We start from the raw sequence: 13,715 nt of genomic DNA on the forward strand, positions 1-13,715 counted from the left end.
TCCGGCTATCAATCATGCATGCCTGCTTCCATGTTGCCCGTATATTTAAATGGGATTATTGATAGTTAGTTATTCTGTCTATTTTGACTTTATCCAGGTAGACCGGCGATAATTCGCTATATTGACTACTGTCGGCAAGAACAATTAAAGGAGCAAGCAGTGAAATTTAGCATAAAAAGCGGAACCCCGGAGAAACAGCGCGGTGCCTGCGTGGCCGTAGGCGTATTCGAGCCGGGTAAACTGACTGAGGCCGCGGAAGCCATGGACAAGATCGCCGGTGGGTATATCGGCGGCATATTACGCAGCGGCGATATGAAAGGCAACGCGGGTTCGACGCTGGTGCTGCACAACGTGCCCGGCACGCTGTGCGAGCGTGTATTGCTGGTAGGGCTTGGCAAGGAACAAGAGATCAAAGACAAGGCGTACCGCGACGCCGTACGCGCCGCCTTCAAGGCGCTGCATGAGACGGGCGCCACCGATGCTACCCTGTTTTTGACTGACGTGCCGATGAAAGAACGTGGCGCTGCCTGGAAGGTTTCACAGGCCGTGATTGTGGCGATGGAAAGCATCTATCGCTTCGATCGTCTCAAGAGCAAAATCGAGGGAGCCAAACCCCATCTGCGCAAAATCACCCTGGGCACAACCAGCCGGGCGGAACTTGCCGCCAGCGAAGAAGCCCTGCAACAGGGACTCGCCATCGCCGATGGCATGAACCTGGCCAAGAATCTCGGTAATCTGGCACCCAACATCTGTACTCCTACTTATCTGGCCGAGCAAGCCACAGGTATCGCCAAGACCCATAACCTCAAGGTTACCATCCTGGGTCAGAAAGACATGGAAAAGCTCGGCATGGGATCGTTGCTGGCTGTCGCGCGCGGCAGCCGTCAACCCGCCAAGCTGATCGCGCTGGAATACTGGGGTCAGGCGAAAAAAGAAAGGCCCGTCGTACTGGTGGGCAAGGGTGTTACTTTTGATACCGGCGGCATTTCCTTAAAGCCCGCGGCGGAAATGGATGAAATGAAGTACGATATGTGCGGAGCGGCCAGTGTGCTTGGCACTATTACCGCGATCGCACAAATGCGGCTGCCGCTCAACGTAATCGGCATTATTCCCACCACCGAGAACATGCCGGGCGGCAATGCCACCAAACCTGGCGATGTCGTGACCAGCATGTCCGGACAAACCATAGAAATTCTTAACACCGACGCTGAAGGACGATTGATCCTGTGTGATGCGCTGACTTATGCCGAACGTTATGAGCCGGAAACGGTAATAGATATCGCCACGCTTACCGGTGCCTGTGTCATCGCGCTCGGGCATGTGGCATCGGGTCTGCTCAGTAATGATGAAGAACTGGCGGAGGAATTGCTGCGCGCCTCTGAGCAGGCGGCGGATCCCGCCTGGCGTCTGCCCCTATGGGACGATTACCAGGAACAACTAAAAAGCAATTTCGCCGATATTGCCAATATAGGCGGGCGTGCTGGCGGAACCATCACCGCCGCTTGCTTCCTGTCGCGTTTCACCAGAAAATATCGATGGGCTCATCTGGATATTGCCGGGACCGCTTGGAAATCCGGTAAGGAAAAAGGCGCAACAGGCCGGCCGGTGCCGCTGTTGACTCAATTTTTAATCGGCCGGACGGTAAAGAAGGGCCGGTAACATCGCCATGACCGAAATCGACTTTTATTCTGGCGGGGGCGATAAGCTGCATACTGCCTGCCGTCTCGTCGCCAAGGCGGTGCGGCAAGACCTCAAACTGATGGTTTATAGCCCTGATGCGGCAATAGTCGAACGGTTCGACAAACTGTTGTGGACCTTCTCCCCGGTCGATTTTATCCCGCACTGCCGCACGGGTAACAAGCTGGCCAGTGTAACTCCGGTCGTACTTGGCCACCACTACGGCGAACTGCCACACGATGATGTACTACTCAATCTGGATATTGAATACCCTCCTTTTTTCAGCCGTTTCCAGCGCTTGATCGAAATCACCGGAACCACCCCGGAAGATACGCAGGCCGCACGAAAACGCTACCGCTTTTATAAGGACCGGGGGTATGAAATTCGTCATCACAAGCTTGGCATGGTATGACCCCACCCTCCATTCCCATGCCTTCGTGAATCACCGGGATCCCCATGACAAACAATAGCGAAACCTCGCCGGAAACTGATTATAATGAGATCCTGGAGAAGCTCGATGCATTGCTGCGCAAGCACCAGGGCAAGCCGCCTTCAGCTTCGAATGAAGCGGATAATAATGCGACGTCTTCGGGTCTGGCTCTCGGAATACCAGAGGAGACCTCACTGACGGCTGTTGATAACATTCCGACACTCACAGAAACGGTATTTTTGACTCCGGCAATGTTGTCGCCCCAGTCTGATATCACGTCTCTATTGAGACAGATTCTGGATTCAGCCCTCAAGGATGCAGGAGCCGATCTGGATGCCGGAGCGCGAAACGCATTGGTTCATGCTCTGGAATGCCGTTTATTTGGCCTTTGATAAGTCCTGTTGCCTCAATTCAATCTTCAACAACCATTAATTCTCAGTTTGATATAGACAACCGTCTTTCAGCGAACCGCCATACTACCGGCCTTCGCGTCCATATCTCCTATAATCGCTGATTTTCCTGCCTCGCCGGGTCTGATATCCATGGAACTCGAAAAAAGCTTCGAACCCCGATCCATCGAAAGCCGCTGGTATTCTCGTTGGGAGTCCGCTGGTTATTTCAAGCCCCTGCCCGTCGGCACACCCGCTGAAGCGGCCCCCGCCTACTGCATCATGTTGCCACCGCCCAACGTAACCGGTACGCTGCATATGGGGCACGCTTTCCAGCATACCCTGATGGACGCGCTTACACGTTATCACCGCATGTGCGGGGACAACACGTTATGGCAGCCGGGAACGGATCATGCCGGTATTGCCACCCAGATTGTGGTGGAACGTCAACTTGATCAGCAAAATATCAGCCGCCGTGACTTGGGACGTGAAGAATTTCTCAAGCGCGTATGGCAATGGAAAGAAGAATCCGGTTCCACCATTACCCGCCAGATGCGGCGACTGGGGACTTCCTGCGACTGGTCGCGTGAACGCTTCACCATGGACCCGGTGTTATCCCGCGCCGTCACCGAGGTTTTCGTGCGGCTTTATCATGAGGGACTGATCTATCGCGGCAAGCGGCTGGTAAACTGGGACCCGGTGTTGCAAACCGCCGTTTCCGATCTGGAGGTCGTATCGACGGAAGAAGATGGATCTCTCTGGCATATTCTCTATCCGCTCGAAAATACGAATCCGGGTCTGGATAAGCGAGAAGCGGAAGGACTGATTATCGCCACTACCCGTCCCGAAACCATGCTGGGCGATATGGCGGTCGCCGTGCATCCGGATGATCCGCGCTACCGGCACCTCGTCGGCCGCCACGTACGTTTGCCCCTATGCGAGCGAAGCATCCCCGTGATCGCGGATGCCTATGTCGACCCCGAGTTTGGCACGGGTTGCGTAAAAATCACCCCGGCGCACGATTTCAATGACTACCAGGTGGGACAGCGGCACAAACTTATACCGCTCAATATTCTCACGCTGGATGGAAAAATCAACGATTCTGCGCCTGCTGAGTATCAGGGCCTGGACCGTTTCGACGCGCGCAAGAAAATTATTACTGCTCTGGAGGAACAGGGACTTCTGGTTGAAACCAAACCGCACAAACTCACGGTACCGCGTGGCGACCGCACTCACACGGTCATTGAGCCAATGCTCACTGATCAATGGTATGTGGCGATGGAAGGGTTGGCAAAACGCGGGCTGGAAGTGGTGGCAAGTGGCGATGTTAAATTCACGCCGGAAAATTGGAGCCATGTTTACAACCAATGGCTCGAAAATATCCAGGACTGGTGTATTTCACGACAATTGTGGTGGGGACACCGGATTCCCGCCTGGTACGATGAGGATGGCAACATCTTTGTCGCACACGGTCTGGAGGAAGCGCAACAGCAGGCTGGCGAACGCAAGCTCACGCAGGACGAGGATGTTCTCGACACCTGGTTCTCGTCCGCACTATGGCCCTTCTCCACACTGGGCTGGCCTGAAAAAACGCCGGAACTCAGAACTTTCTTGCCGACCTCGGTGCTTATCACCGGTTTTGACATCATTTTCTTCTGGGTAGCGCGCATGGTCATGATGTCTCTGCACTTCACCGGCAAGGTGCCCTTCAAGGAAGTCTATGTAACCGGGCTGATCCGCGATGCCGAAGGCCACAAGATGAGCAAATCCAAGGGCAATGTGCTGGACCCGCTGGATCTTATCGACGGCATTACGTTGCCGGCTCTGATCTCGAAGCGCACTACCGGACTGATGAATCCGAGGCAGGCCGAATCTATCGAAAAAGTCACACGCAAGCATTTCCCAGACGGCATTCCCGCATTTGGCACTGATGCACTACGTTTTACTTTTGCCAGTCTCGCCTCCCATGGCCGCGACATCAAATTCGATATGCAACGCTGCGAAGGCTACCGAAATTTCTGTAATAAACTTTGGAATGCCACGCGTTACGTATTGATGAATTGCGAGGGCAAAGATACGGGCTTGTTCAGTGAATCGCCATTGGAATACTCCGACGCCGACAGGTGGATCATCAGCCGCTTGCAACAGGCGGAAAGTACGGTGGAGCAGGCTTTTCATGACTACCGCTTTGATATTGCGGCACGCGAAATCTACGAATTTGTCTGGGACGAGTATTGTGATTGGTACCTGGAATTTGCCAAGGTACAGTTAAACAGCAGCGGCGACCCGGTACAACGCGCAACCCGCCGCACCCTGACACGAGTACTGGAAACCGCATTGCGACTGGCCCATCCCACCATTCCATTCATTACAGAGGAGTTATGGCAGAAAGTCGCGCCGCTCGCCGGCAAACAAGGTGTGAGCATCATGCTGCAATCCTACCCCAGGATCAATCCTGCGCACATCAGCGAAGACGCCATCGAGCGCATTCGCGCCCTCAAAGAGATGATCAATGCCTGTCGCACTTTGCGCGGCGAAATGAATTTGTCCCCGGCATTGAAGGTCCCGCTATTGGCTGCGGGAGACCCTCAGACACTGTCTGCTTTTTCTCCCTACCTGGTGGCACTGGCTAAACTCTCGGGTGTGGAAATCATGCGGGATGGGCTGCCGCAGGCCGAGGCTCCCGTGGCAATCGTCGGAGAATTCAGGCTAATGCTCAAAATCGAGGTGGATATCGCCACTGAGCGCGAGCGCCTGGCCAAGGAAATGACTCGTATTGAAGGTGAAGCCAACAAAGCACAAATCAAGCTTGCAAATGCCAGCTTCGTCGAGCGCGCCCCGGCCAAGGTGGTGGAGCAGGAAAAAGAACGGCTTGCTAATTTTAGTGCGACATTGGAGAAACTTAAGGACCAGTTGCGGAAATTGGACTGAAGCATTGCTATTAATCACCGGTGCTCCAGCGGCGCATAGGCATCAGCCTGCTTAAGTTGTGGCAGCCGCTGACATTTTAGCCCTTACCCACCCGCTTGCTCTTGCTGTAAATCATAGTAAAAACTTCAAGTTTTCACCTTTGCTGCGCTATAATCACCAGAACCAATAAATAGATACCTCTCATTCTCCCCGTCATACCAGGGAGAATTTTATCTGAAAAGGGGGAACGATCATAATCGTCCTATTAGGCGGTCCCGGCGCGGGAAAAGGCACGCAGGCCAATTACATTAAGGAACGTTTCGGCATTCCGCAGATTTCGACCGGCGATATGTTGCGCGCCGCAGTCAAGGCAGGGACCATGCTGGGTCTCATGGCAAAAAAAATCATGGATGCGGGCGGACTTGTCTCCGATGACATCATAATCAATCTGGTTAAAGAGCGCATCGCGCAGCCGGATTGCAAAAATGGGTTTCTGTTTGACGGATTCCCTCGTACTATTCCCCAGGCGGATTCAATGAAAGCCGCTGGCGTCCCGATCAACTACGTCATTGAAATCGACGTTGCCGACGACGAGATCATCAGGCGTTTGTCGGGGCGCCGCCTGCACCCGGCCTCGGGTCGCATTTATCATATGATATTTAATCCCCCCAAAACGGACAACAAGGATGATGTGACGGGTGAACCGCTGATACAGCGTGACGATGACAAGGAAGAGACCGTGCGAAAACGGCTCGAAATCTATCACGCCCAGACTAAACCGTTGGTAGAATACTATTCGAGATGGTCAGCCAACGGTGGAGCAGGCGCTCCCAGGTATGTGAAAATAGCCGGAGTCGGATCGGTTGAAAGTATCCGCGATGCCATTTTCGCATCTCTGAAATAACGTCAGTCACGATTCCTGGCGGACGGGGATTGTTGATGCCCGCCTTTTAAATTCGCGAACGGAGCAATGCTGCGTCGGCAGAAGACTCTACACCTTGCCAACGCATTATGGCGCTGCCGGACCTTTAGCGCCACGGAGAAGTGTGCGCCGTTTTATAGGTGTAAGCCGCAAGAGATTTAAACAATCAGGAGAGAAACATGGCAGCAAAAAACGCTTTTTATGCGCAGTCAGGTGGGGTGACCGCCGTCATCAACGCATCCGCCGCCGGCGTCATCGAGACCGCGCGCCAGCAAAAAGGTAAAATAGGTAAAATTTATGCGGGTCGTAACGGCATTATTGGCGCGCTAACCGAAGATCTGATCGATACCGGCAAAGACTCCATCGCGGCAATCAGGGCTCTGCGTCACACTCCATCAGGTGCATTTGGCTCCTGCCGTTACAAATTAAAGAGCCTTGAACAGAATCGGCGCGAATACGAACGCCTGATCGAAGTATTCAAGGCACATAACATCGGTTATTTCTTTTATAACGGTGGCGGTGATTCCGCCGATACCTGTCTCAAGGTATCACAGTTGGCCGACACGCTTGGCTATCCCATCCAGGCGATTCATGTTCCAAAAACGGTGGATAACGATCTTCCCATTACGGACTGCTGCCCTGGTTTCGGCTCGGTGGCAAAATACATCGCCGTATCCACGCTGGAAGCGAGCTTCGATGTCGCCAGTATGTCAAAAACATCAACCAAGGTATTCGTGCTGGAAGTGATGGGACGTCATGCTGGATGGATTGCGGCAGCGGGCGGCATGGCATCCAGCAAGGATTGTGAGATTCCTGTTGTTATTCTGTTTCCCGAGATCGCGTTCGATCGATCGAAATTTCTCGCCAAGGTGGATGGTTATGTCAAGAAATTCGGCTACTGCTCGGTGGTGGTATCGGAAGGCGTAAAAGGAGAGGATGGCAATTTTCTCTCCGACCAGGGAGTGCGCGATGCTTTCGGTCACGCTCAACTAGGCGGCGTCGCACCTGTCGTGGCAAACATTGTCAGGGAAGGTCTGGGGCTCAAATATCATTGGGGTGTGGCCGACTACCTGCAACGCGCCGCTCGCCATATCGCGTCGAAAACCGATGTGGAGCAGGCTTACGCGATGGGCAAGGCGGCTGTCGAATTTGCTATCAAAGGCCATAACTCGGTGATGCCCACGATTGAACGTCTCTCCAGCAAACCCTACCGATGGAAAGTCGGCATGGCTCAGCTCAGCAAGGTCGCCAACGTGGAAAAAATGATGCCCAAGAATTTTATCAGCAAGGATGGTTTTGGCATCACTGACAAATGCCGGGAGTATCTTGCACCCCTTATCAAGGGGGAAGACTACCCGCCTTACAAGGATGGCTTGCCCAACTACGTGCGCCTGAAGAATGTGGCAGTCGCAAAAAAACTGAGTGATTTCACTATCTGAAACGTCTTAAAACCTGACAGGATCGTCGCGGGAAAGGGCTACCCGTACGCTGTTATCGAGATTTATGCATAGGCACTTAATACGGAATTATAAGATCGAAATTTCGTATGTGTTTTCAGCTGGTCTGACTTTAACTGGAGATTTTAATGGCTAATGGTTTAATCATCGCAATCGGTTGCGCGATGGCGGCACTTGTGTATGGAGTGGTTTCGATAAAATGGATTGTGGGTCTACCCACCGGCAATGAGCGCATGCGCGATATTGCCGCCGCGATTCAACAAGGAGCTTCCGCATACCTGAATCGCCAGTACACCACTATCGGCATCGTCGGTGTTATTCTGCTGGTGGCCATTTTTATGGCCCTGGGCTGGCAAACCGCCGTCGGCTTCGCTCTCGGCGCATTTCTCTCGGGGTTGACCGGCTATATCGGCATGAACGTCTCGGTACGTGCCAATGTGCGTACTGCACAAGCCGCCACACAGGGCCTCAACGCTGCGCTGGATGTGGCTTTCAAAGGTGGCGCGATAACCGGTATGCTGGTGGTGGGTCTGGGCCTGTTAGGTGTGGCTGGTTATTTTGCCGTCCTGACCGGCATGGGCGCTACCCAGTCGGAAGCGACCCATGCGCTGGTGGGTGTTGCCTTCGGCAGTTCGCTGATTTCCATATTTGCCCGTCTTGGGGGCGGCATATTCACCAAGGGTGCCGACGTCGGCGCCGACCTGGTGGGCAAGGTTGAAGCCGGTATTCCGGAAGATGATCCACGCAACCCGGCGGTCATTGCCGACAATGTGGGAGACAACGTCGGCGACTGCGCCGGCATGGCCGCTGATCTGTTTGAAACCTATGCCGTGACGATTATCGCCACTATGCTGCTGGGCGGCCTGCTCATCACCGATGCCGGTCCAAATGCGGCGCTCTACCCGCTGGTCTTAGGCGGAGTTTCCATCATCGCCTCCATCATCGGCTGCTACTTCGTCAAAGCACGTGAAGGCGGAAAGATCATGAACGCGCTTTACCGCGGCCTGGCGGTGGCTGGCGGGCTGGCAGCAGTGTCCTATTATCCCATCACTACCATCATGCTGGGTGATGGCGTAATGATTGAGGGCAAGCTGGTTACCTCGCTGAACTTGTACCTTGCCGGGCTGGTAGGTCTGGCGCTGACTGCGGCCATGGTGTGGATCACGGAATACTATACCTCCACCGAATACGCTCCAGTCCAGCATATCGCAGAAGCCTCCAGCACTGGCCACGGCACCAATGTCATCGCCGGCCTGGGCGTCTCCATGAAATCTACCGCTGCTCCGGTACTGGTTGTTTGTCTTTCGATCTGGTGCGCCTTCGAATTGGGGGGGCTATATGGCATCGCCATTGCCGCGACTTCGATGCTTTCGATGGCGGGGATCATCGTGGCGCTTGATGCTTACGGCCCGATTACCGACAATGCTGGCGGTATCGCGGAAATGGCCGGCTTGCCATCAGAGGTGCGCGATATTACCGATCCACTGGACGCGGTGGGTAACACTACCAAGGCAGTGACCAAAGGCTACGCCATCGGCTCCGCCGGTCTGGCTGCGCTGGTGCTGTTTGCCGATTACACCCACGCACTGACGGCAGGTGGTGGCTCGATAAAATTTGATTTATCCGATCATATGGTAATCATCGGCTTATTCCTGGGTGGCATGGTTCCCTACCTGTTCGGCGCCATGGCGATGGAAGCGGTCGGTCGCGCGGCCGGTTCAGTGGTGGTGGAAGTGCGACGCCAATTCAAGGAAATCCCCGGTATCATGGAAGGTACCGCCAAACCGGATTACTCCAGAGCAGTGGATATGGTAACCAAGGCGGCGATCAAGGAAATGATTGTGCCCTCGTTGCTGCCCGTAGCGGTGCCCCTGATTGTTGGCCTCATGCTGGGCCCCGTGGCCTTGGGCGGGGTACTGATTGGCGCCATCATCACCGGTATTTTCGTGGCAATTTCCATGACCGCGGGTGGTGGAGCCTGGGATAATGCGAAGAAATATATTGAGGATGGCCACTTTGGCGGCAAGGGCTCGGAGGCGCACAAGGCTGCCGTGACCGGTGACACCGTTGGCGACCCTTACAAAGACACTGCCGGCCCCGCGATCAACCCGCTCATCAAGATCATGAACATCGTTGCATTGCTGATTGTGCCGCTGATATAACGCGTATTATTTTCTCAAAGCACGCCCGATAACTCCGGCGTGCTTTGTTTTTGGCTACCACTGCAAGTGGTCACCGCAATTCCCGTCTATTTCTCAGCTATCAGGCCGCCTTTATGGATACTAGAATTACCCTTACCCTTGATGACGCCAAAAAAATCACCGCTGCTGCGGAAGCAGAAGCCCGGCACAATGACTGGCCGGTTGTGATTGCTATCGTTGATGACGGCGGTCACCTCCTTCATCTCTCGCGTCTCGACCATGCTCAGTTCGGCAGCATCGAAGTGGCAATACAGAAAGCTCGTGCCGCCATTGCCTTTCGCCGTCCAACCAAGATCTGGGAGGAGCATGTCGCCGAAGGACGCGTGCGTTATCTCGGTTTACCTGGCACCCTGCCGATTGAAGGGGGTTTACCCATCACGGTAAATGGTCAGTTCATTGGCGCTGTAGGTGTCAGCGGTGTGAGATCGAATCAGGATGCACAAATTGCACAAGCGGGGCTGGATGCGCTGTTGAAATCCAGTTGAGATATGCCGGAGAGTTGCAGGATTCCTGTTCTGCGGTCCTGCGGTCTCGTTATGTTTGTATCTCCTCAATCAGAACGGAAGCCGCGAGGAGCATCCTGGGCCTCTATGTTCTTCCAGTGCTCATCTTGCGAAACAACGTCATACACGCTTGGTTAACTACTATCAACGATAACAAGTAATAAAAACGAAGCTTGGCGGCCACCTTTGTACCCATGTATCTAAGCGGTGTCACCTTAAGCTTTCCACTGATAAACCACTCCTCTCGTAACCACCGTCTTTAGATGGTGACATTTTTCAAGTGTGTTGACTCATGCGCGTTTAGCTTGGTGCGGTTTGACGACTTTGGTCACCTGTATCCAAGTTACGCTAACCCACCTACTTTCCGGAGGTGGTAGTTTAGTTGGTAGTGTGGCCGCTGCGATTGTTCACGAAAAAGACCAAAATAAAAAAACATATCCATCAGTAAATATTTGCACCGCACTTAACCATGCTGCTATTATGGTTATGCTTCTAACTTGAATGTACTCATTAAATGTGTCAATTTAAGAAGGAGAAACGGTGATGAAAACAGATAAAACGTTGGTAACCCTTATAGTGCTGGTTCTCGGCCTGATATCGCTCTTCGGAATTCTAAATAGATGGTTCATCGTAATGTAGCGACTCTGTATGCCTTGAGGCTTGGACAAACACTGGTATGCCGAAATTTTTACGTTGCATTGGTCTCATTTTTGGAAAAATTTTTATCGTTTAGACAGACTCTATCGTGCCTTGGCAAATAGGCAAGGATTAACGCTAGCTGGGATAATGCTTACCGCCTTTCATAGGGCGTGAGTAGTGACTGTTGCAATTATTTGTACCGATACCGATCCACCGGTCTGACCAAAATCGATAGTGCGCCGCTGCAATCTGCATGAACTACTTTGAACCGCGCTACAGAAACCCTGCCGGCGCATACGCAGTCTCGTTTTTTCATCCCGCTACCCTGCTTGTGGCTGCGTTAAGGTAGGATTGCGCTATAAACTCAACGAATGCGTCTTCCCTTTATGACCTGGATCTGTTGATCCCGTAGCTGATCACTTATTTTTCAGTTTAATACCATGATCAACAAAGACTTTTACATAATCTTACTTTTTCATCCCTAGGTGAATTCGCTATAGCTCCCTGATCCAGGATAAATGAATTCCCCTGAGCTTCAGCAAAAAACCTTCCTGCTCATGTTGATCGCCGTTTCCCTGGCGTTCGGGTGGATATTACTGCCCTTTTACGGTGCGGTATTTTGGGGGTCCGTTCTCGCCATAATATTTACGCCGTTTTATCGCCGGTTGCTGGTTATCTTGAACCAGCGACAAAATCTTGCCGCGCTCACTACCCTGTTGCTCTGTCTGATTATGGTGATTCTTCCATTTACGCTGATTGCAGCTTCGCTACTGCAGGAGGTGCTAGACATTTATCAACGCATCAAGTCGGGAGAACTGAACTTCGGCACATATTTTCAGCAAATCATGGGTGCATTGCCATCATGGATGGTCAATTTCCTGGATAGTATGGGACTCACAAATATCTCCGAATTGAAGGACATGCTGTCAAACGGCGCGTTGCAGGGAAGCCAGCTCATCGCGACGGAAGCGCTCAATATGGGTCAGAATACATTTCACTTCATTATTAGTTTCGGCATCATGCTGTATCTGCTATTTTTCCTGCTGAGGGACGGTACCATTCTGTCCACAAAAATAAAGCAAGCAATTCCGCTAAGCATGGAATACAAGCGGCATCTATTCAGCAAATTCACTACTGTTGTTCGTGCCACGGTAAAAGGCAATATCGCTGTGGCCGCGGTACAAGGTACTTTAGGCGGTGTAATGTTCTCGTTTCTTGGTATACGGGGAGCACTGCTTTGGGGTTTCGTAATGGCCTTCTTATCTTTGGTGCCAGCCGTTGGCGCCGGACTGATCTGGGCGCCGGTGGCGATCTATTTTCTGCTCACCGGCGCCCTTTGGCAGGGCATAACCCTCATCGCCTTTGGCGTACTGGTGATCGGAATGGTCGATAACGTTCTCCGACCTATACTCGTCGGAAAGGATACCCAGTTACCCGATTATGTGGTCCTTATCTCGACACTCGGGGGTATGGTTGTTTTTGGTCTGAACGGTTTCGTCATCGGCCCGGTAATTGCGGCGCTGTTCATTTCCGGGTGGGATCTCTTTTCTTCAAACAGAGAAGCGTCTAAAGATTGATCCGGAATTCGGCCTCTGACCGCGCATTCTTCAACTTGGCGTGGTGATCGAGGAATGCTCCTTAACTGCCGGACTCAGGATGATTAGAATTTCATCTCCCGCCGGATTGCCCAGGCAAAGAGACGAGCGCCCAACAGCCATCTTGCTGCTGCAGCCATCTTGGAATCGAGTGGCAACGCATGTCGTACCGGAGGATTCGGGCTCGTAACTGCATTGAGTACCGCCTGGGCAATAATCGCTGGACCCGGTGCCTTGGGTTCTCCAGCCATAAGGTGATGAAGACCTGTAATAATTTTCTGATAAGCAGGCGGATGTGCGACAGTTTTGAGTAGTTCCAGTTGCTTGGGAACAAACTCTGTCTTGATCAAACCTGGAGCAATGAGCACGACGTCAATCCCGAATTCCATCACTTCACCCCGCACGGCGTCGGTTAACGCTTCTATGGCATACTTGGAAGCTGCATACCAGCCAAAACCCGGCGTCGACATCTTGCCCAGGATCGAAGTGATATTGACGATGCGCCCTGACTTTTGCGCCCGCATATGCGGCAGGACCGCCTGCATGAATCTCGCGTAGCCGAAAACATTCACCTCGAACTGTCGATGGGCTGCTTCCATCGAAACACATTCGATGGCACCCAACTGACCATAGGCTGCATTATTCACCAGCACATCCACCCGCCCCTTGGTCAATATGATGTGGTTTACTGCCCTGTGAATGGCGTCTTCATCGGCAACATCCAGCCCGACGGGTTCAATGTGATCGGAACGTATCTGTTCCAGCCTGTCCATGCGCCGTGCCGCCGCAAACACGTAATAGCCGTTCTCGGCAAGAAGCACCGCCGTAGCTCTGCCGATACCGCTAGACGCACCGGTAACCAGTGCAACTCGCTGGGTCATGTTTTCACTCCTGTTATTGTTATTAGGTTAACTTTTTATACATAATAGGCGAATATTCGGTTACACCATAATTCCCCGTGGGCAATTGCCTTCTCATTCCGAGATATTTGT

At 52.8% G+C, this 13,715-nt stretch carries 10 protein-coding genes; 9 read left to right on the forward strand and 1 reads right to left on the reverse strand.

Annotated features, from left to right (window positions below; genetic code table 11):
• Positions 1-159: 159 nt before the first annotated feature.
• The 9 genes from BLO43_RS11340 (at position 160) to BLO43_RS11380 (ending at position 12,705) form a co-directional block, all read left to right on the forward strand.
• Complete coding sequence (locus BLO43_RS11340; RefSeq protein ID WP_090907145.1) at positions 160-1,659, forward strand: leucyl aminopeptidase; 1,500 nt, start codon at positions 160-162, stop codon at positions 1,657-1,659.
• Between the two features lie 7 nt (positions 1,660-1,666).
• On the forward strand, positions 1,667-2,089 hold the full coding sequence (locus BLO43_RS11345; RefSeq protein ID WP_090907146.1) for a DNA polymerase III subunit chi: 423 nt from the start codon (positions 1,667-1,669) through the stop codon (positions 2,087-2,089).
• Positions 2,090-2,133: 44 nt separating this feature from the next.
• Positions 2,134-2,499, forward strand: a complete 366-nt coding sequence (locus tag BLO43_RS11350; RefSeq protein ID WP_090907147.1) for a hypothetical protein — start codon at positions 2,134-2,136, stop codon at positions 2,497-2,499.
• A gap of 150 nt (positions 2,500-2,649) precedes the next feature.
• Positions 2,650-5,427: a valine--tRNA ligase gene (locus BLO43_RS11355; protein ID WP_090907148.1), complete on the forward strand. Its 2,778-nt coding sequence runs from the start codon at positions 2,650-2,652 to the stop codon at positions 5,425-5,427.
• A 229-nt stretch (positions 5,428-5,656) separates the two neighbouring features.
• The gene (gene adk / locus BLO43_RS11360) at positions 5,657-6,310 is read left to right on the forward strand and encodes an adenylate kinase (RefSeq protein ID WP_074633793.1); all 654 of its coding nucleotides are present in this window, start codon (positions 5,657-5,659) and stop codon (positions 6,308-6,310) included.
• A gap of 197 nt (positions 6,311-6,507) precedes the next feature.
• Positions 6,508-7,767, forward strand: a complete 1,260-nt coding sequence (locus tag BLO43_RS11365; RefSeq protein ID WP_074633794.1) for a 6-phosphofructokinase — start codon at positions 6,508-6,510, stop codon at positions 7,765-7,767.
• A gap of 146 nt (positions 7,768-7,913) precedes the next feature.
• Entirely contained in the window at positions 7,914-9,947 is a 2,034-nt protein-coding gene (locus tag BLO43_RS11370; protein WP_074633795.1) for a sodium-translocating pyrophosphatase, read from the forward strand.
• A 113-nt stretch (positions 9,948-10,060) separates the two neighbouring features.
• Entirely contained in the window at positions 10,061-10,471 is a 411-nt protein-coding gene (locus BLO43_RS11375; RefSeq protein ID WP_090907215.1) for a GlcG/HbpS family heme-binding protein, read from the forward strand.
• 1,175 nt (positions 10,472-11,646) lie between these two features.
• On the forward strand, positions 11,647-12,705 hold the full coding sequence (locus BLO43_RS11380; RefSeq protein ID WP_090907149.1) for an AI-2E family transporter: 1,059 nt from the start codon (positions 11,647-11,649) through the stop codon (positions 12,703-12,705).
• 83 nt (positions 12,706-12,788) lie between these two features.
• Here the strand turns inward: BLO43_RS11380 and BLO43_RS11385 are convergent, their stop codons facing one another.
• The gene (locus BLO43_RS11385; protein WP_074633797.1) at positions 12,789-13,604 is read right to left on the reverse strand and encodes an SDR family NAD(P)-dependent oxidoreductase; all 816 of its coding nucleotides are present in this window, start codon (positions 13,602-13,604) and stop codon (positions 12,789-12,791) included.
• Between the last annotated feature and the right edge of the window lie 111 nt (positions 13,605-13,715).

Origin of the sequence: Nitrosospira sp. Nsp13 (genome assembly GCF_900101945.1) — a bacterium.
Lineage (GTDB): Bacteria > Pseudomonadota > Gammaproteobacteria > Burkholderiales > Nitrosomonadaceae > Nitrosospira > Nitrosospira multiformis_D.